The organism is Streptomyces sp. WMMC940 (assembly GCF_027460265.1).
Lineage (GTDB): Bacteria > Actinomycetota > Actinomycetes > Streptomycetales > Streptomycetaceae > Streptomyces.
Genome location: NZ_JAPZBC010000001.1, coordinates 3570226 through 3593448, shown reverse-complemented (window position 1 = coordinate 3593448; position 23223 = coordinate 3570226). Strand labels below are relative to the sequence as shown.

The window sequence follows — 23223 nt, the reverse complement described above, 5'->3', positions numbered from 1 at the left end:
CCGGAGTGCCATGGCGTACGCGCAGACGAAGGTGGTGAAGGACCTGATCGCCCCTCGGCTCGCCGACGGCGGCCCGCTCCTGTTCGGCGCCGAGGCGACCTCCGTCGAGGGCGCCGGGAGCGACCGCCCGGTCGCCGGCCGGTAACTGGAGCGCGGGCGGTCACGTCCAAGGCGGTGCTTCCGATGCGCAGCCATCTCACCGAGCCGATGCGCTACGTCCGGGTCTTCCTGGCGGGCGACGCGACGCACATCGTCCTGCCGGTCGGGGCCAAGGGGCTCAATCCGGCCGCCGATGCGATCGTGCCGGCCCGGGCCGGGGTGCGGTGGCGGGAGACCGGCTCGCCGGACGGTTCCGTCCGGCGGGCGGACGCCTGGAGTCGAAGCGCGTCGAGGCACGTCGAGGCACGTCGAAGAACGGGGAAGCGGGCGCCGGGGCGATCGCGGCCCTACGGCTCCCGCGGGGTCATGTGCAGCCTGAACCAGTCGCGGGCCAGATCGGACACCTCGTCGAGCGCCCCCGGCTCCTCGAAGAGATGCGTCGCACCCGGGACGACCACCAGACGGCACTCGCAGCGCAGCGCCGACTGCGCCTGGCGGTTGAGGTCGAGGACGGTCGTGTCACGCCCCCCGACGATCAGCAATGTCGGGGCGCGCACCCCTGGCAGCCGTGACCCGGCCAGGTCGGGACGGCCGCCGCGCGAGACGACGGCACCGACCTCGGGACCTGCGCTCGACGCCGCCCAGAGCGCCGCGGCGGCACCGGTCGACGCACCGAAGTAGCCGATGGGGACGGGAGTGCGGGTGCGCAGCCACGCGGTGGCCCCAGAGAGCCGGTCGGCCAGCACCTCGATGTCGAAGACGTTCCTGCGGTCGGCGGCCTCCGGCTCGGTGAGCAGGTCGAACAGCAGGGTGCCGAGACCTGCGGTGTTCAGGGCCGCCGCCACGGTCCGGTTGCGCGGGCTGTGCCGGCTGCTCCCGGAGCCGTGGGCGAACATCACCACTGCGGCGGCGTCCTCCGGCAGGGCGAGTTCCCCGGCGAGCCGCACGGTGCCCACCTCCACCTCGACGTCCTCGGTCTTGGCGGCGCTCGGCGGGTCTGCTGCCGACTGCGCCAGCAGCGCGACGACCTCCTCGTCCGGCGTCTGCGAGAAGTCCTGGTACCACTCACCCACGGCCGAGAACGCCCTCGGTGTCGACAGGCACACCACCTCGTCCGCCTCGGTACGCAGCCAGGACACCGCGTCCGGGGGCGCGACGGGGGCGGCGAGCACCACCCGAGCCGCTCCCTGCGCACGGACGACCTCGCAGGCCGCGGCGGCCGTGGCCCCGGTCGCGATCCCGTCGTCCACGACGATCACGGTCCGGCCCCTGATGTCGACGCGCGGCCGGTCGGCCCTGAACCGCTCGGCCTGCCGGGTCAGTTCGGCGGCCTCGGCCCGTTCCACCGACGCGACGTCCTTCTCGGAGACATGGCCCCGGCGGACGATGTCGTCGCTGATGACCCGGATGCCGCCCTCGCCGATGGCGCCGAACCCCAGCTCCCGGTGGTACGGCACGCCCAGCTTGCGTACGACGATCACGTCCAGCGGCGCGCCCAGTGCCCGCGCCACCTGGAAGGCCACCGGTACTCCGCCCCTCGGCAGCCCGAGCACGACGGGATCGGCCTCCCGAAGATGCCCGAGTGCCCCGGCGAGGCGCTGCCCCGCGTCGACGCGATCGGTGAACAGCACAGTGGCTCACCCCCAACAGGGGTTCTCCTTCGAACCAACCCCATGGGGGGCCGCTTCGCAAGTCGGGCCGGAGCGCGCCTCAGGCACCCTCCGGCAGGCACACGACGGGGATCCGCTGCACCAGGTTGTTCCCGAAGCCGCCCCGGTTCCACGGCTGGTCGAGGGGCTGGGTGCGGCCGTCGGCGTCGGTGGCGCGCGCGACGAGCACATGGCTGCCGGGGGTCGCCGTCCAGGCCGTGTGCCAGTGGCGCCAGGCCCAGGTGCCGCCCTCCGGGACGTCGAGCGCCGCGTCGTGCCAGCTCCGCCCGTCGTCGGTGCTGACCTCCACCCGCACGACCGGCGCGTGGCCGGACCAGGCACGGCCCTCCAGCCCGGTCCGGCCGGGGCGCAGCACCCTGGTGCGGGACATGAAGTCGGGGAAGCCCGGCGGGATCATCAGGGCGCGCGGGGCGATGCGGGTGACCGGCTCGCCGGGCTCGTCCGCGGACTGTCGGTAGCGGTACGCGACGGACTGCTGGAAGCCGGTGAAGGGGGTGTCGGTCAGGTTGATGTCGCACAGCCACTTCACCTGGGCCATGCCGTACCAGCCGGGGACGACGAGCCGCACGGGGTGGCCGTGCTGCGGCGGCAGCGGACCGCCGTTCATCGCGTAGGCGACCAGCACCTCCGGGTCGTCTCCCATGGCCACGCTCAGCGGCAGGCTGCGGCGGTAGTCCTGTTCGACACCGCGCTCCACGCCGTGGTCGGCGCCGGTGAACACCGCCTCGACGGCGCCGGGCTCCACTCGGGCCTCCCGCAGCAGGGTGCGCAGCGGTACGCCGGTCCACTCCGCGGTGCCCACCGCCTCCACCAGCCACGGCTGGCTCACCGGCCGGGGGGTGAGCCGGGCCCGCCCGTTCCCCGCGCACTCCATCGTGACGCGCAGCGTGACGGACGGGTACGACCTGAGGTCCGCCACGTCCAGCCGCAGCGGTGTCCGCACCAGCCCGCCGACGCCGATCCGCCAGTCGGCGGCCTCGGCGGCGGGTATGTCGTAGTGGACGAGGACGTAGTGCAGCCCCGGGGGCGTCAGCCCGTACCGGAGTGCCTCCAGCGGCATTCCGTGGTTGCGGGCGGCGAGGGCCAGCTCCTCGGGGCTGATCCCCTCGTCGGGGCCGGCGACCCGCCCGGGAAGGCTGACGGCCGCGAGGTCGCGGTCCATGCCTCCATCGTGCGCCGCCCGCCGTCGGGCGGCAGCACGCGCGAGCGCCAGTGGGCGCTCAGGACCAGGAAGCGCTGGAGAAAAGTCCGCCCAGTCCGAACGATCCGGTGTCGGAGAACTCCATCGGCTCCTCGTGCCGCCGGTGCCGGCCCGAGTACTCCCTCGAACCGGTCGCGTACTCCCTCGAACCGTTCGCGTAGTCCCTCGACGGGACCGAGTGGTCCCGTGAGCCACTCGAGTAGTCCCGCGGCGCGACCTGGTCGGCTTTCACGAGCTGGCCGTCCGCGGCGAGGGTCTGTACGCGCTGGAGAACCGTTCGCAGTTCCAGACCGAGTTCGTTCGCGACGACCTGGAGATCCAGCCCGGAGTGCCAGCTCCACACCAGAACGGAATCCATCGAGGGAGACCAGACGGGACTTGCGGGCTGCGTGGACGGAACGGGCTGGACGGGTTGGACGGGCGGGACGGGTTCGGCCCAGATCTGTTCCTCGACCACTGGAACCGAATAGGTACCGGTCTGCTGGGACGGCTGTGCGGTGGTGTACGGGGACACGGGCGGAGCCGAGACCGGCACCGCGGCCGGCTCCGCCCGGGGAAAAGACGCCGTGGTCTCCCCGGCCGTCTGCACGGGTTCCCCGCCCATATCGGCGGACTGATCCGACATTCGTGTCAGTAGATTGGCCGCGACGGTACGCGCGCCTTCCCGGCCGACGGTCCTGCGGGCAACCCTGACCTCTCGTTCCGGCAGGCCCATCATGCCGGCGACGGTGCCGTCGTCGCCGACGACCACCGCGAATGCGGCCAGCATCCTCGTACGGTCGGCCTGGGCCTCGTCGAGTGCGCTCTGGGCCAGCCGCACCCGGTCGTCGCTGGTGCAGAAGGCATTCGCAAGGACTGTATTTCTTTCCCACAACTCTCGCGGTTCCACATACGCACAAACGCTTCGCCCGGGTCCTGGACTCGCGCTCTCCCGAGAATTCACACGATGAGCTCCAATGGCTCAAGTTTTCACGATTCAGGGTCGTAGCCACGAGGACGGGTGGTGCCGGCGGGCGGAGCCGGGCCGGCTGGTCCGGGCCGGGGTTCGCGGGACGGCCCTCAGCGGGGCCCCGGGAGGTGCGCGACCGCGCCCGGTACGGACGGGTGGTCGGTGTCCCCGGCGGTCGGCCGCGCCTCCGTGTCGGGCAGCAGCGGCGGCGGATCCCGCTCCAGCCGGAGCATGCGGAGCGTGCGCCGGGTGTCCTCCTCGAACGCGCGGAGGGAGACGAGCCGGTCCCACTGCGGATCGCGTGCGCCCGGCAGCATCGCCCCGCGCGCCCGCCACTCGGACACCAGTTGCACGTACACCGGTGTCTGGGCGAGTTCGTCCGCGCCGCGGTGACGGGGGCCGGACCGCCCGGAACCGGGACGGCGCTCCCACGCCAGGACTCCGGCGTGGGGGGCCGGTGGGGCCAGGGGGTCCGAAGACCCGGGAGGCGGCGAAGCGTTGGAAGAATTCATCGACGACAAAACGATTTCCCGCGCCGATGGACACGTCGGCGCCCGGGGCGCGACCCGGCCGGTGCACCGGAGATGCCAGTTGATAAGGAAAGCAGATCTCCGCCGGCCTGCTGGAACCGGTTGCCGTCACCCGTATGGATCGCTCCCCGGGTGCAGTTCCCGGCACTTTTACGGTAGTTGTAGAGCGGCATTCGGGCGGCACACCGCGAAGGGGTACAGCAGCATGACAGTCGCAGAGTCGGTCGCGGTGCATTCGGATACCGCGGACCCTGGCCCCTGCGGCACTCCCGGGCGGCGGAACGACCCACCGGCCATCTCCTACTGCCGGACCATCGACCGCACACTGGTCATCGCCCTCCGGGGAGTGGTCGACCGCGAGAGCGTCTACCCCCTGCGGCTGATGCTGACCGTCGCCGTGAAGTCCGGGTACTCGCGGCTCGTCGTCGACTGCGCGGAAATCACCGAGTGCGACAACGAGTTGCTGGATCTCCTTCTTTCCTGGAAGCGCCACGAGCGGAACATCGTCCTGGTCCACCCGTCCTCTCCGGTACGCGATCTGATTGCCGCCGAGATTTCCCGGCGGCTCTTTCTCTGTGCCCTCTCGGTCAAGCACGCACTGGACCTGATGGAGTGCTGACGCGGGCGCGCGCGAAACGCGAGAGGTCCGAATTGAGTACGGGGGCTGCCGGGTTTCGCAGCCGCACGGGTGATTGCGCCCGCGACACGTGCCGATCGGTAATGCCTCGATCGCGGAGAGTGAAGACTGTGGCCCGTGGCCACGCACTGCGTGACGCTCAGGCGGACGAAGCGCACTGCCGAGTGCGTGCACGCCGGTGGTTCGGTCACTCCAAGTTCCGCGAGGAAGGTTCTCTGGTGAGCCGTACAATCCGTAGTTCCCGCACGAAGACCGCCACGCTGGTCTCGGCCGGCGCCGTCGCCGCCCTGCTCAGTGTCGTCCCGAGCACCGCTGCCGTGGCCGACACACTGCCCTCCGGGCAGAGCGTCGCGCTGCCGGGCTCAGGCGCCCTGGTGATGAGCTTCGACGACGACCGCCGTGGTGAGCGCGGCGAGCGTGGCGAGCGTGGCCCGCAGGGTCCGCAGGGCCCTCCCGGGCCGGCCGGCCCCGAGGGTGAGCTCGACACCTACGTCGTGACCGGCCTGGTCGCGACCAGCGACATCGTCGGCACGGACGTCGAGTCGACGGCCCTCTGCCTCGGCAACGACATCGCCATCGGCGGTGGCTTCGACACCAGCGACCTCACCTCGATCGAGGTCGAGGACAGCGCGCCGGTGTTCGTCGGCACGGGCCCCGCCACCGGATGGAGGGCGTCCGCGGAGGTCGTCGTCGCAGGCGGCACGATCACCGCCTTCGCGGTCTGCCACGACGTGGAGTAGTCCCGCGTGACGCGGTGAGGCACCGGATGCACGCCCCACCCGCGCACGAGGACGGTGCCCCGGAGCCTCGGCTCCGGGGCACCGTCCGTTTCCGGGCGGCGGCCGACCGCGCGTGGGCCGCCGCTACTCGCCGATGCGGACCAGCGCCAGCGTGATGTTGTCCGGTCCACCCGCCTCGATGGCGGCCTTCCACAGTTCATAGGCGGCCCTGCCGTCGTCGTGCACCCGCAGCAGGGCGTGGAGTTCCTCGTCCGGCACCGGGTCCGTCAGCCCGTCGGTGCACACCAGGCAGCGGCCGCCCGGGGACAGCGAGGTGGTCGTGACATGGGGCGTGACGGGGGTGTAGGAGGGACCGCCGCCGAGTGTCTGGGTGACGGCCGTCGTGACACGCCGTCCCGGTGCCGCCGGTGGGCTGTCGTCCACGCTCAGCTGCCGCAGTCCGTCCTCGGCCGCGGCGTAGACCTTGCTGTCGCCGACGTTGAACACCGTCACCGAGCCGCGCAGGACGACGACGCCCGCGATCGTGGTGCCCATCGTGAGCAGGTCGGGGTTGTCGTCGGCGGCCGAGTACACCATGTGGTTGCACATGTTCAGCGCCTCGTTGACGGCGTCCTCGTCGTCCAGTGCGGGGCCGAGCGCGGCGAGCTGCCGTACGACGAGCGCGCTGGCCACCTCACCGGCTGGCTGCCCGCCGAGCCCGTCGGCGACGGCGGCGACGAGCGGGGTGCCCAGCGGGAAGAGCAGCGTCTGCGGGTTCTCCGTCACGGTGCCGCACAGGGTCCAGGGGCCGGCGACGAGACTGTCCTCGTTGTGCTCGCGGATCAGCCCGACGTCGCTCAGGGCGGTCACGGCTATGTAGGGCATCCTCGGTCCCGCCTCACCGCTGTGGACGGCATGTCCTCACCACCCATTGTGACGCGAAGGCCTCCGCGGGGTCCGGCGGCGGGCGCCGGGCGGCCGGATGCGGTCGGGTCAGAGCCAGTCACGGCGCTTGAAGACGAGGTACAGGCTGATGCACACCAGCAGCATCAGCGCGAGGGCGAACGGGTAGCCGAAGCGCCAGTCGAGCTCGGGCATGTGGACGAAGTTCATCCCGTAGACGGTGCCGATGAGGGTGGGCGCGAAGAGGATGGCGGCCCAGCTGGAGATCTTCTTGATCTCGTTGTTCTGGGCGTGGCCGGCCTCCGCGAGCATCTTCATCTCCTCGTTCTGCGCCTGCGAGACGAGGGTGGTGTTGACGGTGAGGATGTCGCCGAGCGCCTGCCGGAAGCCGTTGACCCGCTCGGCGACGGTGGTGGCGTGGTCCGCCACGTCCCGGAGGTAGCGCTGGAGCTCCTCGTTCGTGCCGTACTTCTGGAAGCCGGCCTGGAGCCCGTTCATGATGGCCAGCAGCGGTCGGGTGGCCCGCTGGAAGTCCACGACCTCGCGGGACAGCTCGTAGATCCGCCGGGAGACCTTCGGGTCGCCGCGGAAGACCTCGGTCTCGATCTCGTCGATGTCGTGCTGGAGGCCCGCGATCACCGGGGCGTAGCCGTCGACGACCGCGTCCAGGATGGCGTACAGCACCGCCTCGGGGCCGAGGGCCAGCAGATCCGGGTCGGCCTCCAGCCGGCTGCGCACGACCGCGAGGTCCGGGGTCTGGCTGTGCCGCACGGTGAGGACGAACTCGGGGCCGACGAAGACGTGGATCTCGCCGAAGTCCACCTCCTCGGCCTCGTCCAGGTACCGGGCCGGGCGCAGCACGACGAAGAGCGTCTTCCCGTACCGCTCCAGCTTGGGGCGTTGGTGGGCGACGATGGCGTCCTCGACGGCCAGTTCGTGCAGCCCGAACTGCTCCGCCGCCTCCCACAGCTGGGCGGGGGAGGGCCGGAACAGCCCGATCCAGGCCATCGTGCCCGGCTCTCCGGGGAGGCGGTGGTAGATCTCCGCCAGCGAGGTGGGCGTCTCCATCCGGCGCCCGTCGCGGTAGAGCGCCGCGTCCACGATGCTGCGTTCCAGCGGTGCCGGCTCCTGCGACTCGTGCTCCGCCCGCGGGTCCATGGAGTGCTCGGGGGCGGGGTCGGCCGGCTGCCGGCCGTGACCGGAGCCCCGGAGCGGCCACCTGCCCGCCCGTACCGCGCGTGGACGCCTGTCGGACATCGCCTGCACCTCGTCTGGCGGGGTCGCTCGATCGCCGTACTGCCGAACAAACCGGCACGGAACAGATTATTTCGCGATCGCCGCGGCCGCGATCACTGCGGTCCGACCGGGGGCCGCCCGGCTACTTCAGCGCCAGGATGACGAACGCCCCGACGACACCCAGGACCAGCGCGAACCCCGCCGGGAGCCAGCCGCCGTCCCGCCACGGGAAACGCGCGTCGAGGGAGAGCCTGAGCGGTCCCACCGCGGCGACGGTGAGCGCGCCGACGGCGAGGATCATCGGGTAGACGAAGGCGGTGCCGGCGGCGGACCACAGGTCGATCTCGGGGGCGATCGCCATGGCGTTGACCATGACCCCGATGCAGGCCGCCGCGGAGAGGGGCGTGAGCATGCCGAGGGCCAGGCCCAGACCGCCCAGGAACTCGGAGACCCCGGCCAGTCCGGCGTAGAAGACGCCCGGGTCCCAGCCGAGCTGCGAGAAGCCCTTGCCCGTGGCCTCCAGGCCGGGGCCGCCGAACCAGCCGAACAGCTTCTGGGCCCCGTGCCCCGCCAGGACCAGTCCGACGGCCAGCCGGAGCAGCAACACGCCCGCGTCGGCCGCGCCGACCGCGACGGGGCCCGCGGAGTGTCGGGCGCGCTCGGTCGGGAGTTTCATGGTGGTGTCACCTCCTGCGCCGATGCCGCAGGTCCCCGGGGCCACCGGAGTGCGGTGTCCGGGGCGGGGCGTCGGCGCGGTCAGGCGGAGAAGTGGTTGTGGGGGCACCGGCCGGTGGATCGCGCCCCACCATTCGATACTGCGCTTCCCGGCGTGGGTCGGCCAAGTTCACGGCGTGCACACCCGGGCACCGTGTCCCGGACGCCGGGCCGTCATCCGCCGCTTCCACCCTCGAACGGGAAGTCGTCATGTTCCCGACATGTAGGAGTGCTTCGTGAACGGATCCCTTCCGTTCTGTCCCTTCCGGTCCTTCCGGACGGCCACCGCCGTACTGGGCCTGGTCCTCGTGGCGTCCGCCGCCCTCCCGGCCGCCGCGGCGTCCCCGGACCCCGCCGGACCCACCGCCTCCGCCCTGCCTGCCGTCACCCCCGCGGCAGAGGCGCCCACGCTGTACGACGACGAGGCGGGCGGCAACGCGAACGCGGACGACCCCGCGATCTGGCGCAACACCGTCGACCCCGGCCGCAGCCTGGTGATGGCGACCGCCAAGGAGGGCGGACTGCGGGTGTACGACCTCGACGCCCGGCCGGTGCAGTCGATCGCGGCGCCCGGCCCCGCCCGCCCGGGCGACGCGCCCGGGCGCTTCAACAACGTGGACCTCGTGCACGGGATGCGGCTGCCGTCCGGACGCGCCGACCTCGCCGTGACCACCGACCGGGGCCACGACCGGCTGCGCATCCACCGCATCGACCGGGCACGCCCCGGCGGCCCACTCGCCGACGTCACCGACCCCGCCGCGCCGCCGGTCTTCTCCCGGAACCAGGACGAGATCAACGGCCAGCGGACCGCCTACGGCCTCGCCACCTGGACCGACCGGGCCGGCCGCTCGTACGCCCTGGTCAGCCGGCGTGCGAGCACCGAGGTCGCGCTGCTGGAGCTGCGCCCGACCTCCTCGGGGACGGTCACCTACCGCACGGTGCGCACCCTGGAACTGCCGTCCTCCTTCCGGCTGCCCGACGGCACCGCCTGGACGCCGTGCGGTGAGCCCGGGGACGCGCCTCAGGTCGAGGGCATGGTCGTCGACCCGGCGAACGGGATGCTCTACGCGGGCCAGGAGGACGTCGGCATCTGGCGCGTCCGGGCCGATCTCACCGGCACGCCCCGGCTCGTCGACAAGGTCCGGGAGTTCGGCGTCCCCGCCGCCTACGACGAGGGGACCGAGGAGTGCGTCGCGGGCGCGGACCCCGGCTTCGGCGGCGAGCACCTGTCCGCCGACGTCGAGGGGCTGACCCTGCTCACCGAGCCGGACGGCGACGGATACGTCCTGGCGTCGAGCCAGGGCGACGACACCTTCGCCCTGTACGACCGTGAGGTGCGCGACCGCAACGAGTACGAGGGCGGCTTCCGCGTCACCGCGGCCTCCTCCGCCCTCGACGGCTCCGAGGAGTGCGACGGCGCGGCCGTGCTGAACGCGCCGCTCGGCGCCAGGTACCCCGAGGGCCTGCTCGTCGTGCAGGACGGGCGCGACACCCCGGGCGACGGCGACCGCGAGGCCACCGGCTTCAAGTTCGTGGACCTCGGCACCGTCATGGAGCGTGTCGACCGCTGACGGAACGGCCGCCCGCACCAGCCACTTCGCAGCACTTCGCCCCGCCGCTTGCGGCGGGGCGAAGGCCCCGAATCGACCAACGGCATCAGGACCGGCCGGGGCGCCCAGGTGGCCCGGCCTACCGGGCGACGAACTGCGTGAGGATCGCCTGAACCTCGTAGATGTCGACGCCCTTGGTGAACGTCTTCTGGATCGGCGCGGCGCTCCCCGATATCCAGATCTTCAGCTCGGCGTCCAGGTCGAACGTGCCGGCCGTCTCCACCGCGAAGTGCGTGATGCTGCGGTAGGGGACGGAGTGGTACTCCACCTTCTTGCCGGTGATGCCCTGCTTGTCGACCAGCAGCAGCCGGCGGTCGGTGAACAGGATGGTGTCGCGGATCAGCAGGAACGCGGCGTGCACCTGCTCCCCCTGCCCCAGCAGCCGCGCGTAGTCCTGCTGCGCCTTGGCCGGATCGACCGTGTGCGCGTTTCCGAACAGCGCCATGAGAGGCCCCCCACTCGTCGAAGTCGTCGCGTCATCGAAGTGGCACGACCTTCGCACTGTACAGCGGACGTTCGGGAAGGATCCGGCTGGTGCGGGACGGTCGGGGGTCAGCCCGTGACGTCGGGCGTACGGGTCACGGTCCGGCCCGACGCCGCGGCGGACCGGGCGAACCGCGCGGCGTCCACGACGGCAGCGCCTCCCGTGTCGTTGTTGAAGTACACGTACACGTCGTCCTCGTCGGGCCAGCAGCCGGCCAGACGCCGCACCCAGGCCGTCGTCGCCTGGCGGCCGTAGCGCGGCGGGGGCTGGGCGAGCCCGCCGTGGAGCCGGAGATAGCCCCAGTCGGCCGTGCGCCAGAGCGGGGTGACGGGGCGGGACCCCCGGTCCGCCCAGCACAGCGCGCTCCCGTGCCGCTCCAGTACCTTCCGGAGTTCCCGCTCGGCGTCCCACCACGAGCGATGGCGCAGCTCGACGGCGACCCGGACGCGACGGGGGAAGCAGCGCAGACAGGCGTCCAGCGCCGCGGTGTCCTCACGGAAGTTCGGCGGCAGTTGCAGCAGGACCGGTCCCAGCCGGCCGCCGAGCGCCTCGGCCCGGTCCATCAGCCGCGCCACCGGCTCGCCGGGGTCGTGCAGCCGCTTCAGATGCGTCAGATAGCGGCTCGCCTTCACCGCCATGACGAAGTCCCCGGGCGTGCGTTCCCGCCAGGAGGCGAAGACCTCCCGGGCCGGGAGACGGTAGAAGGCGTTGTTGTTCTCCACCGTGGCGAACCGGCGGGAGTACTCCTCCAGCCAGAGCCGCTGCGGCACCCCGGGCGGGTAGAGGCCGCCGCGCCAGTCCTTGTACTGCCACCCGGAGGTTCCGACGAGCATGGGCATGGAGCAATCCGTGCCCGGCCCGCGGCCGGGCGTACCGCCCGCGCACGACGGGCACCCGTACGCGGACCCGGCGGCTCGGGAGGGGGGTGAGGCCGGGGAGCGCGCAGCCGCCGTTCCCCGGACGGCGAGCGCCGGTTCCCGGGGCGAGGCCCCGGCGGGGAGCGGGCCGGAACGCCCGGACCCCGTGGCGGGGGATCCGCGCCCCTGCCGGACAGCGTGGTCAACCGGGTCCGGAAGATCATCGCCACGCTCGCCTGACGCCTGACGCCTGACGCCGTATGACTTCGGGTACCGCAGGCCCCGCCGCCACCGTGCCGAGCTCAGCCGAAGCGGCCGGAGATGTAGTCCTCCGTGCGCTGGTCGGACGGATTGCTGAAGAGCGTGCCCGTCTCGTCGAACTCGATCAGCCGGCCGTGGCGCACGCCGTTCCGGTCGATCTCCGAACTGAAGAACGCCGTCCGCTCCGACACCCGGGCGGCCTGCTGCATGTTGTGCGTGACGACGATGATGGTGAACTCCTGGGCCAGGTGCTCCATGAGGTCCTCGATCTTCGCCGTGGCGATCGGGTCCAGGGAGGAGCACGGCTCGTCCATCAGGATCACCTCCGGCTCGACCGCGATGGTCCGGGCGATGCACAGCCGCTGCTGCTGTCCGCCGGAGAGCGCCAGCGCCGAGGTCTTGAGTTTGTCCTTGACCTCGTCCCACAGCGCCGCGTGGGTCAGGGTCTCCTCGACGAGGTCGTCCAGGTTGCCCTTGAAGCCGCCGACCCGGGGGCCGTAGGCGATGTTGTCGTAGATGGACTTGGGAAACGGATTGGGCTTCTGGAAGACCATGCCGATGCGGCGGCGGACCTCGATGGGGTCGACCTCGCGGCTGTAGAGGTCCTCGTTGTGGTAGCGGATCTTGCCGACCACCCGGGCGTCCGGCAGCAGGTCGTTCATCCGGTTGAAGCAGCGCAGCACGGTCGACTTGCCACAGCCCGACGGGCCGATCATCGCCGTGATCTGGCGGGCTCCGATGGTCATGTTGACGTCGCGTACGGCCTCGTGGTCGCCGTAGAACACGGACAGTCCGCCGACCTCGAAGACCGTCTCGGACGGCTGCGGGGTGACGCTGTGGGCCGGCTGGGGCGGCCTGGTGCCGCCGGGTCCGTGGCCGGGAGGGGTGGTCATGGTGCTTCCTCACACGGGGTCTTCGGTGGCACGGCAGTCACCATCGGCGGGTGAAGTGGTTGCGCAGCCAGATCGCCAGCGAGTTCATGACCAGCAGGATCACCAGCAGGACGACGATCGCGGCGGAGGCGAGCGCGGTGAACTCGGCGCGGGACTGGCTGATCCAGTTGAAGATCTGGATCGGCAGCACCGTGAACTGGCTGTGCACACCGGTCGGGTTGAACGTGATGAACGTCAGCCCGCCGAGCAGCAGCAGCGGCGCGGCCTCCCCGATGGCGCGGGACAGCGCGAGGATCGAGCCGGTCGCCATGCCGGGCACGGCGGCGGGCAGCACCTGGCGCCAGATGGTCTGCCACTGGGTGGCGCCCAGCGAGAGTGAGGCCTGGCGGATGGACTGGGGCACCGCCCGGATCGCCTCCCGGGACGAGATGATCACGATGGGCAGTACCAGCAGGGACAGGGTGAGCGCGGCGGTGAGCACGGTCTGGCCGAAGCCCAGCCCGCGGGAGATCACGCCCAGGCCGAGGATGCCGTAGACGATGGAGGGGACGGCCGCCAGGTTCTGGATGTTGATCTCGACCGCCCGGTTCCACCACCGGTCGCGGTCGGCGTACTCCTCCAGGTAGATGGCGGTGAGCACGCCGGTCGGCAGGCAGTACAGGGCCGTGAAGGAGATGACCCAGATCGTGCCCGTGATCGCCGACTGGGCGCCGGCGTTCGACGGGTCGATGATGTCCGGGAAGTTGGTCCACAGCTTCGAGTTCAGCCGGGGCCAGCCCTCGATGACCACGTACGCGAGCAGGCCGGCCAGGAAGACCACTCCGATGGCCAGCGAGGCCCACAGACTGAGCCGGAAGAACTGCTCGCGCAGGGGCGTGCCCCGCCCCTTGAGGCGGGGGACCTCGGGCGGGTCGGAGGTGACCGCGGTGGGGATCATTCGTACACCTCGCGGTAACGGCGCACCAGGCGGATGCTGATCAGGTTCATCACCAGCGTGATGGCGAAGAGCAGCAGGCCCACGGCGAAGATCGTCTGGTAGCCGGTGGACCCGGTGGGCAGGTCGCCGATGCCGGCCGCGGCGATGAACGCGGTCATCGTCTGCATGCCCTCGAGCGGGTTGAAGGTGAGGTTCGGACGGCCGCCGGCCGCGATGGCCACGATCATCGTCTCCCCGATGGCGCGGGAGACCCCGAGGACGACGGCGGCGACGATGCCGGACAGGGCCGCCGGGAACACGACCCTGGTGGAGACCTGCATCCGCGAAGAGCCGAGGGCGTAGGCGCCGTCGCGCAGCGAGCGGGGCACGGCGGCCATGGAGTCCTCGGCCAGCGACGCGATCGTCGGGATGATCATGATGCCCATGACGAACCCCGCCGAGAGGGCGTTGAAGACCTCCGGAGGGTCGTCCCCGGGCCAGTACCGCTGGAGGAACGGGGTGATCGCCTTGAGTGCGAAGAATCCGTAGACCACGGTCGGGATGCCGGCGAGGACCTCCAGCACCGGCTTGAAGATCCCGCGGACGCGGTGGCTCGCGTACTCGCTCAGATAGACGGCCGCGCCGAGGCCGAGCGGGACGGCCACGAACAGCGCGATGACCATGACCACCAGGGTGGCCGTCACCAGCGGCAGGACACCGAAGCGCGGCGGTTCGAACAGAGGCGACCAGTCGGTGCCGGTGATGAACTCCCCGAAGTCCACCTTGCCGAAGAACTCCACGACCGGCGGGATCAGGGCGACGACGATGCCGACCGTGGTCAGCACCGAGACCAGTGCGGCGGCCACGAGCAGGACCTTGACCGACCGCTCGGTCCAGCGCGGCTGCGACCGCTTCAGGAAGCCGGGGCTTCCCGGAGCGGCCCGTCGGCGCACTGCCCGCGGCGTCATGGCGCGTTCCGTTCGCGCAGCCTCGTCAGGTCCTGCCGCAGCTCGTCCTCCTGGCTGGGGCTGAGCGGGACGAACTGGGCGGCCCTGGCGATGTCGGCGCTGTTCTCGACGTAGTACTCGACGAACGCCTCGACTTCCTTCCGGTCGAGGGCGGCGGCGCTCGGATAGATGAGCAGGGGGCGGGACAGGGGCTGGTAGGTGCCGTTCTGGACGGTGGTCTGCGTCGGCGCGACACAGCCGTTCCCCCCGTCGATCTCGAGGACCTTCAGTTTGTCCTTGTTCTCCTCGTAGTACGACAGCCCGAAGTAGCCCAGGCCGCCCCGGGAGCCGGAGACGCCCTGCACGGTGACGTTGTCGTCCTCGCTGGGGGAGTAGTCGGTGCGGGACCGGCCCTCCTCACCGTTGACGGCCTGGGTGAAGTAGTCGAAGGTGCCGGAGTCGGTGCCGGGGCCGAACAGTTCCAGTTCGACGTCCGGGAAGTCCGGGTCGACCTGGTTCCAGTTGTCGATCCGGGAGCCGGGCTCCCAGATCCTCCTCAGCTGCTCGACGGTGAGGCAGTCGGCGAAGTCGTTGTCCTTGTCCACCACGACGGACATGCCGTCGTTGGCGATCCGCAACTCCTCGTACTCCACGCCCTTCTCCGCGCACCGGGCCCGCTCCTCGGCGGTGATCCGCCGCGAGGCGTCGGCGATGTCCGTCTCGCCGTTGCAGAACTTCTCGAACCCGCCTCCGGTGCCGGAGGTGCCGACCGTGATCCGTACACCGGGGTTTCGCTGCTGGAAGAGCTGGGCCGCTGCCGTGGAGAGCGGGGCCACCGTGCTGGAGCCGTCCACCCGGATCGTGCCGGAGAGTCCGTCGCCCCCGCCGTCTCCGGAGCCGGCGTCGGCACCGCCGCAGGCGCCCGCGGCCACGACGACGGCGGCGGCCAGGGCCAGGCGCGCCGTGGCCCGGCGAGGGGAACGGGGGGTGTTCACATCGGCTCTCGATCCTCGTCTGCGCACTCGCCGGTCGTCGGTGCCGGAGCACGCCCGTCGGTCGCCAGAAGCGACAAAGTACCCCATAAGGTTACGAACGACTAGAGGTGCGCGCGACCGACGAGGGTGACCACGGCCCCCGGGACGGCCGAGGACCGCGGTCGCCCCACCGGAGTCCGGCCCGGTGGGCGGAGGTCGGACGGGAGGGATCCGGACGGGTGAGCGGCACCCCCCAGGGGCGCCACGGAAGAGCTCCGTGGCGGTCCGGCCCGGCCGGGCGGCCCTCGGACGGGGGCGTGCTCCCGGTCCCCGCTCGGCCGGAGCGGCCCGGCCGCCCCAGCGGGCGCCCGGAAGGGGCGGCCGGGCCCGGGGGAGAGGAGTCGGCCCCCGGAAGGGGCGGCCGGACCACCGGAACCGGAGGCCTCGCCGGTGATCCGGCGCATCGTGCCGATGGTGCGGGGCGGGCCCGGCATCCTCGGTCAAGAGGGGGTCCACGGCCATCAGGGCCTCGCAGTCGTCGCCCGGTGCGCCCCACGGGCGCGGCCGGGAGCCGTCGCTCCCGGCCGTGCGGTTCGTCGTGTGCCGTGCAGGTCGCCGTGGGCGCGCCGGTGCCGGCGGGTCCGCGCTGCTCGGCGGCGCCACTCGGCGGCTCGGCGGCTCGGCGGCGCCACTCGGCGGCGCTACTCGACGGAGCGCATCATCTTCTCCATCGAGGTGATCGAGGCGCGGGCCTGCGTCAGCTCCTCCAGCGTGCGCCGGTGCAGCTCGACGTTGTCCTCCAGCAGTTCCGCGTACCTGGCCGCGAGCCGCTTGTACTGCTCCTCGCGTGCCGCGAGCATCCTGGCCCGCCAGGTCGCGGCGACCTGCCACACGACGACCATCAGGAAGAGGAAGACACCGCCGGCACCGACCGCTCCGGCCCAGTCCGTTGAGTTCATTTCGCCTTCTCCTCCTGGGTGATCGTCAGGGCCGCTCGGGCGACCGCTTCCGGGGTCAGGGCGACGGCGAACGGGACGACCTCGAAGAACCTCACGGCCTTTCCGTCCGCCGTCTGTTCCAGGGAGCCCGTGACGAGTCCGGCCGCCTCGAGCCGCTGCAGGTGCATGTGCAGCAGGGGCCGTCCGATGCCCAGCTCACGGGCGAGCCTGCTGACGTAGTTGCGGCCGCCCCCGGCGAGCGCGGCGACGATCCGCAGCCGGTGCGGATTGCCGAGCGCCGCGAGGATCCTCAGCAGCTCGTCCCCGGTCGGGTGCGGGGCCGGGCCTCCGGTCATCACGTACCTTTCACGGTTACCTGTCAGTCAAAGCTGACACCCTCGGGATTGCCTGTCAAAGGGAGCTGACGCATCTCAGGGTCGAAGGGGGGAGATCTCAGGGACCGTCTCGGGGTCGGGGCGTGCGCGAGGCCCCTCACCGGCCGGTCGGTGAGGGGCCTCGTGGGTGCGGGACGCGGATCGCCGCGCCGTCGGCGCTGAGAGCCGGTTCGCCGTGCCGTCCGCCTGCAGGGCCGGACGGTCGTGCGGCGCGTGCTCAGGGCTGGTCCGCCGTGCGGTCCAGCGGGGGGCGGTCCAGATGGGGGAGCAGATGGCCCATGCGCTCCCGCTTGGCCCGCAGATAGAAGATGTTCTCCTCGCGGGGCTGCGTGAGCAGCGGCACCTGCTCGCTGACCTCGATGCCGTGCCGCAGCAACGCCTGCCGCTTGAGCGGGTTGTTCGACATCAGCCGCACCGACCGGACGCCGAGGTCGTGCAGCATGTCCGCCGCTACACCGTAGTCGCGGGAGTCCACGGGGAGGCCGAGGGCGAGATTGGCCTCGACCGTGTCCATGCCCTCCGCCTGGAGCTGCATCGCCTGGAGTTTGGCGAGCAGGCCGATACCGCGTCCCTCGTGCCCCTGGAGGTACACGAGGACTCCGCGGCCCTCGTTGGCGATCGCCCGCAGTGCGGCGGACAGTTGGTCGCCGCACTCGCAGTGGCGTGAACCGAATGCGTCACCGGTCAGGCACTCCGAATGCAGCCGGGCGAGAACGTCCTCTCCCGTGATGTCGCCGTATACCAGCGCGATTTGTTCGTCACCACGAATACGATCCAGGTAGCCGATGGCGCGGAAAACACCGTATTTGGTGGACAGTTGGACAGTTGCCATGCGCTCGGTGTTCTTGGCGCGAGCGTCCATGCGGAGAGTGCCATCGCTGTCTGTCATGGCCGGATCCTATCGGGTAGCCTCTGGCGGGAGTTGTCTTCGGTGTGGAGATCTCGACTGACCGGGCTATTGCACCGGTTCCGATCGGCCGCATCTCATGGAACGCAGAAATTGCGCGTAAGGAAAGGGGCGGGAAGATGACCGACCCGCAGGTACGGCCGCCGGAACTCGGCCTGTTGCCGTGGGACACGACCCGGGACGCGGGTGCCGGACGGGCGGACGTCGCGGTCCTGCCGATCGGCAGCTTCGAGCAGCACGGCCCGTATCTCCCCCTGGTCACCGACACGTTGATCGCAAGTGCCGTCGCGCGGGAGGTCGCCGCCGCGTACCCGGTCCACCGGCTGCCGCCGCTGACGTTCTCCTGTTCGCACGAGCACTCGGCCTGGCCGGGCACCGTCAGCATTTCCGCCACGACGCTCGTGGCCGTGGTGCGGGACATCGCCGAATCGCTCCGGCGCTCCGGCGTCCGGAATCTCGTGCTCGTCAATGGGCACGGCGGAAACTATGTGCTGCGCAACGTGGTTCAGGAGTCCGTGGGCACCGGCACCCGCATGGCGCTTTTCCCCGGATCGGCCGACTGGAGTGCGGCACGCGAACGCGCGGGTGTGGAGACCCCGTCCCACAGCGATATGCACGCTGGTGAAGTGGAGACTTCGATTCTGCTGCATGACCATCCCGAACTCGTACGCCCCGGCCATATGACCTCCGATTTCCTCGCCGACGACCGGGAGCATTTGCTCACCCTGGGTCTGCGCCCTTACACGGAGACCGGTGTGGTCGGCCGGCCTTCCCTGGCATCGGCGGAGAAGGGTAAGGAATTGCTGGCCGCTCTCGTCGACTCCTTCGACGCGTATTTCTCGTTGCTGGTGGCGGAACGTTCCGCCGGCCCGTCCGGGGAGGGAGCCCGGTGAACGGACTTCCCCCCGAGCGGCCGGCCGGGGTGCTCGACGTGCCCAGCGCCTGGAAGCGCCTGCTCGACGTACGGACCGAAGCCGACGCCGAGGCCGCCGGACTGCGCCGCGACGCGCACGGACGGTACCGGTGGACGGACGACGCCTCCGCCGGGGCGGAGCTCCTCGCCGAGCGCTATCTGCCGCTCTGCCTGGCCGGCCCCCGCTTCACCTTCGCCCAGCTCGGCCAGAGCCTCGACGGTTTCATCGCGACCCGCAAGGGCGACGCCGACTACGTCACCGGTCCCGAGGACCGCGAACACCTGCACCGGCTGCGCGCGCTCTCCGACGCGGTGGTCGTCGGCGCCGGGACCGCCGTCGCGGACGACCCCCGGCTGACGGTTCGCGCCTGCCCCGGCCCGCACCCGGTGCGCGTCGTCCTCGACCCGCACGGCCGGGTCCCGCTGACCCGGCAGGTGTTCACCGACGGCGCGGCCCCCACCCTGTGGGTGGTCGGTGCCGGCAGCGAGCAGGGGCGGGCCGCAGCGGACGGCACGACAGGCACCGGAGCGGACGTACTGGTCCTCCCCGACACCGCCGCGTTCGCCCCCCGCCGCCTGGTGCACGAGCTCGCGCGCCGGGGACTCGGCCGGGTGCTCGTCGAGGGCGGCGGCGTCACCGTGTCCCGCTTCCTGCAGGAGGGCGCCCTGGACCGGCTGTACGTCACCGTGGCGCCGGTGCTGATCGGTGACGGCGTGCCGGGTCTCGCCTTCCCCGGCCCCGACGTGATGCGGGACGCGCTCCGGCCCCCCGTGCGCCGCGCCTTCCTCGGCGAGGACACCCTCTTCGAACTCGACCTGCGAGCGCCGCGGTCCGGTGAACCACTGGACGGCGAGCACGGCGGCACCGGGGAGGGCGGCGGCGAAGGCCAGTAGCCCGTAGGCCACGGCAGTGCTCAGTCCCTGGGCACTGCCCAGGCCCGCGGCTCCGAAGGCCCAGGCGGTGACACCCTCCCGGGGACCCCAACCGCCCACGTTCAGCGGCAGCGCCATCGCGAGCAGCGCCAGCACCATCAGGGGCAGCAACTCCACGGCGGCGGCCGTCGATCCGGCGGCCCGGGCGGCAAGGAGGAACATCGCGAGATGACCGGCCAGCACCGCGACGGACGAGACCAGCACCCCGGGACCGTGGCGCCGGCCGAGGAACGCCACCCTCGCCTCGGCCAGCGTGCCGCGGACCGCGCGGCCCCACCGCGAGCCGCCCGGCCCGCCCGGCCGCCGCACGGCGGCCACGAGCCCGGCCGCCACGGCGATGGCCACGGCCGCGCCGGGCGTCAGCACGAACTCCCGGAGCGCGCCGCCGGCCCGCTCCAGCGGGCGCGACGGGTGCGCCATCAGCAGAACGGCACCGACGGCCACCAGGACCGCCTGTCCCGCCATGCGTTCGAGGACGACCGCGCGCACCCCCCGGCCCACGGCGCCTTCGCTCCGCCCGTGCCGCACCGCGCGGTGCACATCCCCGGCCACCCCGCCGGGCAGCGCGGCGTTCAGGAACAGGGAGCGGTAGTAGTCGGCGACGGCCGGGCCGAGTGCCAGCGGGATGTCCAGAGACCGTGCGACCAGGCACCAGCGCCACGCGCTCAGCACCGTCGTGAACAGGCCGATGCCCAGGGCGGCCAGGAGTGTGGGCGCGTCGACACCGCGCAGCCCGTCCACGAACGCCCCGGTGCCCTGCCACCACAGCGTCGCCGCGACCAGCGCCGCCCCGGCGATCAGGCCGAGACGTCCCCGGACCACCCGGCGTGCCGTCCCGGCGAGCAGGCGGAGACGCCCCCGGACCACCTTGATCACGAGGCGCCGCCCGTCCGACCGGGCAGCGCCAGCACATCGCTGTGATGGACCACCACGCTCAACTCGCCCGCCTCACAGGCCTCCAGGCGGCGCCGCAGATACGCCTCGGCGCGCGAGGCGAGGTCCGGCCGCTGCTCCCGCGCCGCGCCGACCCAGCCCCGCAGCCACTCCGCCGCCAGCTGCCGCGACAACCGCCCGTCCGGCGTGCGGCCGTCGCCGCCGACGGTGGCCGGGCCCGCCGCGGTGTCCGGGAAGTCCCCCGTTCCGGCGCCGAGCCGCCACGGGCTGGTCTGCACCCGCACGGTCATGCCCCGGCGGGCGAAGGCGACGGAGGCCGCCGCGACCGCGTCGGGCCCGAGCAGCCGGCGGCCGTGCTCCTCACGCCGCTGGTGGGCGTTGAAGGCATCGGTGATCTCGGCGTCCATCGGGTCCGCGGGGGAGAGGTCCACCCGCCCCACCACCGACAGCGCCAGCAGCGCCGGGCAGTCTGCCCCGGCGCAGGCCGCGACCAGCCCGTCCAACTCCTCCCGGGTGAAAAGGTCCAGCAGCGCGGACGCCGTCACCAGCGAGGTGCCCTTGAGGCGATCCGCCGTCAGCCGGGAGACGTCACCGCGTTCCGTCGCGACCGTGACGGGGCTGCCGTCGGCTGCCGTACGGGGCAGTCGGGTGGCGGCCAGTTCGAGCAACCGCGGGTCGTGGTCGTGCAGGATCCAGTGCTGGCGGCCGCTCAGCCGGGGCGCCAGCCAGCGCCCCATCGAACCGGTGCCGCACCCGAGGTCCCGGATCACCATCGGGGCGGCCCGGCCGTGCCGGTCCGTCGGAGCCGTGCCGGAACCGGGCAGCCGGAGCCGCAGCGGTTCCAGGAGTTCGGGCGCGCGGGCCGCCGCGTCGGCGGCCTCCCGCAGCGCCAGCCACTCCGGTGCGTAACGCGTGACATCGGTCGTACTCACACGGCCTCCAGGGGATTCTGCCGGAGTTCTTCCAGCGCCTTGGCCAGGCTCCGGGAGGTCGTCTCCCAGCCGGCCAGTGCGGTGCGCCGCCGTCGCGCGGCCGTCTTCGAGCGGTGCCGCTCGCCGGGCTCGGAGAGCCAGCGGCGCAGTGCCGCGGCGAGTGCCACCGGGTCCCCCGGCGGCACGAGCGTGCCGGGCACACTGCCGTCGGGCGCCCGCCCGACCGCCTCCGGGAGCCCGCCGGCGGCCGTCGCCAGGACGGGGACACCGCGTGCGAGCGCCTCGGTGACGACCATCCCGTACGTCTCGGTGTGCGAGGCGAGCAGCAGCAGGTCGGCGGCCGCGTAGCTCGCGTTCAGGTCGGGACCGGACCGGGGCCCGGCTAGGCGCACCCGGCCGTCCAGGCCGTGCTCCGCGATCAGCTCCCGGAGCCGGGCCACATAGCCGGGGTCATGGCCGATTCCGCCCACGAGCTCACAGGTCCACGGCAGTCCGGCGACGGACGCCAGGGCCTCGACCAGGAGGTGCTGCCCCTTGCGCGGGGTCACGGAGGCCACGCACAGCAGCCGGGGACCCACGGCGTCCGGCGCGGCACCCCGTCCGGGGAGGGCGGGAGTCCCCGTCGCGGTGCCGGGCGCGAGCGGTGCGACGTCCGCGCCGGGGGCGGCGGCACGGACCCGGTCGGGGTCGAGGCCGTGGTGCTCCACGAGCCGTCCCGCCGCCCACTCGCTGGGCGCCACGACCGCCGCCGCGGACCGCAGCGTCATGCGCTCCGCGGCGTCCAGTTCCGCGGCGACCGCCGGGGCGAGCCCGGTCTCGTCGCCCAGCGGCAGGTGCACCAGCACCGCCAGCCGCAGCCGTTGCGCCTCGGGCACGACGAGGTCGGGGACCCCGCACGCGACGAGTCCGTCGAGGAGGACCAGGCTGCCGTCGGGCGACTCGCGCAGCACCCGCGCCAGTTCGGACCGCGGCCCGGCACCGGGCCGCGGCCACTCGCCGGCGACGGCGTGCTCGTGGACCTGCCAGCCGATCCTGGGCAGTTCCCGGCACACCCGGCGGTCGTAGACGTTTCCGCCGCTCGGCGCGGCCGGGTCGTCCACGCCCCCCGGCATGACGAACCGGACGGTGCGCTCGGGCGCGGCTGCGGCATCGCACTCCTCGGGACGCGTGCTCACGGAGCCCGCTCTCACAGATCCCGCTCGTAGCTCGCCCACGCGATGTGCGACTCGTGCAGCGTGACGGAGACGCCGGACAGTCCGCGCGCCCCCTCGCCGAGCGCGCCGGAGTGGACCCGGTCCGCGAGCCGGTCGGCGATGACCTTGGCCAGGAACTCCGTGGAGGTGTTGGTCCCGGCGAACTCGGGCACCTCGTCGAGATTGCGGTAGTTGAACTCGCCGACCACCTTGCCCAGTTCGGTGGTGGCGAGGCCGATGTCGACGACGAGACCGTCGGCGTCCAGCTCGGCACGGCGGAAGGTGGCGTCCACGAGGTACGTCGCTCCGTGCAGACGTTGCGCGGGCCCGAAGACCTCGCCGTGGAAGCTGTGAGCGATCATGAGGTGCTCACGGACGGTGACGCTGAACAACGGCTGTGACCTCCCGGTCGTACGGCTCGGCCGCCGGCGGGCGGCCGTGTCCATCAGTACGGCCGGAGAGTACTGCGTGTTCAAAGGCGCAGGTCGTTCGGATTTCCGCGGGGATCGGGCACGTCG

General features: G+C 72.3%; 25 protein-coding genes and 2 pseudogenes. 7 read left to right on the top strand and 20 right to left on the bottom strand.

All coding sequences use genetic code 11. The annotated features are described in order from the left end of the window. Positions 1-10: 10 nt before the first annotated feature. Positions 11-145 (top strand): hypothetical protein, encoded by a 135-nt coding sequence (locus O7595_RS33865; RefSeq protein ID WP_443071632.1) that lies wholly within the window; start codon positions 11-13, stop codon positions 143-145. A 38-nt stretch (positions 146-183) separates the two neighbouring features. Continuing rightward, positions 184-231: pseudogene (locus tag O7595_RS33860) on the top strand (hypothetical protein); the annotation flags it as partial. 215 nt (positions 232-446) lie between these two features. Here the strand turns inward: O7595_RS33860 and O7595_RS15755 are convergent. From O7595_RS15755 to O7595_RS15740, 4 genes are all read right to left on the bottom strand, one after another. Then, positions 447-1730, bottom strand: a complete 1284-nt coding sequence (locus O7595_RS15755; protein ID WP_269729318.1) for a phosphoribosyltransferase family protein — start codon at positions 1728-1730, stop codon at positions 447-449. A 79-nt stretch (positions 1731-1809) separates the two neighbouring features. After that, the gene (locus tag O7595_RS15750; protein ID WP_269729317.1) at positions 1810-2931 is read right to left on the bottom strand and encodes a sulfite oxidase; all 1122 of its coding nucleotides are present in this window, start codon (positions 2929-2931) and stop codon (positions 1810-1812) included. Positions 2932-2989: 58 nt separating this feature from the next. Next, positions 2990-3790, bottom strand: a complete 801-nt coding sequence (locus O7595_RS15745; protein ID WP_269729316.1) for a hypothetical protein — start codon at positions 3788-3790, stop codon at positions 2990-2992. A gap of 239 nt (positions 3791-4029) precedes the next feature. Next, positions 4030-4272, bottom strand: coding sequence for a hypothetical protein (locus O7595_RS15740; RefSeq protein ID WP_269729315.1), 243 nt, complete (start codon positions 4270-4272; stop codon positions 4030-4032). Positions 4273-4654: 382 nt separating this feature from the next. On the opposite strand from O7595_RS15740, the gene O7595_RS15735 reads away from it, so the two are divergent. Together O7595_RS15735 and O7595_RS15730 are read left to right on the top strand one after the other, a co-directional pair. Then, positions 4655-5068 (top strand): STAS domain-containing protein, encoded by a 414-nt coding sequence (locus O7595_RS15735; RefSeq protein WP_269729314.1) that lies wholly within the window; start codon positions 4655-4657, stop codon positions 5066-5068. A gap of 236 nt (positions 5069-5304) precedes the next feature. Next, positions 5305-5826 carry a hypothetical protein gene (locus O7595_RS15730; protein WP_269729313.1) on the top strand — a complete coding sequence of 174 codons (522 nt, stop codon included), beginning with the start codon at positions 5305-5307 and terminating at the stop codon, positions 5824-5826. 123 nt (positions 5827-5949) lie between these two features. Here O7595_RS15730 and O7595_RS15725 read toward each other — a convergent pair whose 3' ends face one another. The 3 genes from O7595_RS15725 to O7595_RS15715 form a co-directional block, all read right to left on the bottom strand. Then, entirely contained in the window at positions 5950-6690 is a 741-nt protein-coding gene (locus tag O7595_RS15725; protein WP_269729312.1) for a PP2C family protein-serine/threonine phosphatase, read from the bottom strand. Between the two features lie 108 nt (positions 6691-6798). Further along, complete coding sequence (locus tag O7595_RS15720) at positions 6799-7965, bottom strand: magnesium and cobalt transport protein CorA (RefSeq protein WP_269729311.1); 1167 nt, start codon at positions 7963-7965, stop codon at positions 6799-6801. Between the two features lie 121 nt (positions 7966-8086). Further along, a complete protein-coding gene (locus O7595_RS15715) occupies positions 8087-8620 on the bottom strand; it encodes a DoxX family protein (protein ID WP_269729310.1) in 534 nt (177 codons plus the stop codon). Positions 8621-8894: 274 nt separating this feature from the next. Here O7595_RS15715 and O7595_RS15710 point away from each other — a divergent pair, with 274 nt between their 5' ends. Next, entirely contained in the window at positions 8895-10229 is a 1335-nt protein-coding gene (locus O7595_RS15710) for a phytase (protein ID WP_443071630.1), read from the top strand. Positions 10230-10347: 118 nt separating this feature from the next. On the opposite strand, the gene O7595_RS15705 is transcribed toward O7595_RS15710, so the two are convergent. The 9 genes from O7595_RS15705 to ribA all read right to left on the bottom strand — a co-directional run bounded on the left by O7595_RS15705 (position 10348) and on the right by ribA (position 17822). Then, positions 10348-10713 (bottom strand): PH domain-containing protein, encoded by a 366-nt coding sequence (locus tag O7595_RS15705; RefSeq protein ID WP_269729309.1) that lies wholly within the window; start codon positions 10711-10713, stop codon positions 10348-10350. A gap of 107 nt (positions 10714-10820) precedes the next feature. Beyond that, positions 10821-11591 (bottom strand): DUF72 domain-containing protein, encoded by a 771-nt coding sequence (locus O7595_RS15700; RefSeq protein ID WP_269729308.1) that lies wholly within the window; start codon positions 11589-11591, stop codon positions 10821-10823. 320 nt (positions 11592-11911) lie between these two features. Further along, positions 11912-12763, bottom strand: a complete 852-nt coding sequence (pstB, locus tag O7595_RS15695; protein WP_269729307.1) for a phosphate ABC transporter ATP-binding protein PstB — start codon at positions 12761-12763, stop codon at positions 11912-11914. Positions 12764-12800: 37 nt separating this feature from the next. Then, on the bottom strand, positions 12801-13700 hold the full coding sequence (gene pstA, locus O7595_RS15690) for a phosphate ABC transporter permease PstA (protein ID WP_269729306.1): 900 nt from the start codon (positions 13698-13700) through the stop codon (positions 12801-12803). Next, entirely contained in the window at positions 13697-14647 is a 951-nt protein-coding gene (pstC, locus tag O7595_RS15685) for a phosphate ABC transporter permease subunit PstC (protein WP_269729305.1), read from the bottom strand. The genes pstA and pstC overlap by 4 nt, the downstream gene beginning before the upstream one ends. After that, positions 14644-15621 carry a PstS family phosphate ABC transporter substrate-binding protein gene (locus O7595_RS15680; RefSeq protein ID WP_269729304.1) on the bottom strand — a complete coding sequence of 326 codons (978 nt, stop codon included), beginning with the start codon at positions 15619-15621 and terminating at the stop codon, positions 14644-14646. The genes pstC and O7595_RS15680 overlap by 4 nt, the downstream gene beginning before the upstream one ends. A gap of 680 nt (positions 15622-16301) precedes the next feature. Then, a complete protein-coding gene (locus tag O7595_RS15675) occupies positions 16302-16559 on the bottom strand; it encodes a hypothetical protein (RefSeq protein ID WP_269729303.1) in 258 nt (85 codons plus the stop codon). Further along, entirely contained in the window at positions 16556-16894 is a 339-nt protein-coding gene (locus O7595_RS15670) for an ArsR/SmtB family transcription factor (RefSeq protein WP_269729302.1), read from the bottom strand. Before O7595_RS15670 ends, O7595_RS15675 begins: the two co-directional genes overlap by 4 nt. Before the next feature lie 256 nt (positions 16895-17150). Further along, positions 17151-17822 carry a GTP cyclohydrolase II gene (ribA, locus tag O7595_RS15665; RefSeq protein WP_269729301.1) on the bottom strand — a complete coding sequence of 224 codons (672 nt, stop codon included), beginning with the start codon at positions 17820-17822 and terminating at the stop codon, positions 17151-17153. A 137-nt stretch (positions 17823-17959) separates the two neighbouring features. On the opposite strand from ribA, the gene O7595_RS15660 reads away from it, so the two are divergent. Beyond that, positions 17960-18733: a creatininase family protein gene (locus O7595_RS15660; RefSeq protein ID WP_269732503.1), complete on the top strand. Its 774-nt coding sequence runs from the start codon at positions 17960-17962 to the stop codon at positions 18731-18733. Beyond that, positions 18730-19647 (top strand): RibD family protein, encoded by a 918-nt coding sequence (locus tag O7595_RS15655; RefSeq protein ID WP_269729300.1) that lies wholly within the window; start codon positions 18730-18732, stop codon positions 19645-19647. The genes O7595_RS15660 and O7595_RS15655 overlap by 4 nt, the downstream gene beginning before the upstream one ends. Before the next feature lie 36 nt (positions 19648-19683). Here O7595_RS15655 and O7595_RS15650 read toward each other — a convergent pair. The 4 genes and pseudogenes from O7595_RS15650 to O7595_RS15635 form a co-directional block, all read right to left on the bottom strand. Further along, positions 19684-20427 (bottom strand): annotated as a pseudogene (locus tag O7595_RS15650) (lysylphosphatidylglycerol synthase domain-containing protein); the annotation flags it as partial. Positions 20428-20558: 131 nt separating this feature from the next. Beyond that, entirely contained in the window at positions 20559-21512 is a 954-nt protein-coding gene (locus O7595_RS15645; protein ID WP_269729299.1) for a methyltransferase domain-containing protein, read from the bottom strand. After that, a complete protein-coding gene (locus tag O7595_RS15640; RefSeq protein ID WP_269729298.1) occupies positions 21509-22702 on the bottom strand; it encodes a glycosyltransferase family 4 protein in 1194 nt (397 codons plus the stop codon). The genes O7595_RS15645 and O7595_RS15640 overlap by 4 nt, the downstream gene beginning before the upstream one ends. Then, positions 22699-23097 carry a 6-pyruvoyl trahydropterin synthase family protein gene (locus tag O7595_RS15635; RefSeq protein ID WP_269732502.1) on the bottom strand — a complete coding sequence of 133 codons (399 nt, stop codon included), beginning with the start codon at positions 23095-23097 and terminating at the stop codon, positions 22699-22701. Before O7595_RS15635 ends, O7595_RS15640 begins: the two co-directional genes overlap by 4 nt. Positions 23098-23223: the final 126 nt, after the last annotated feature.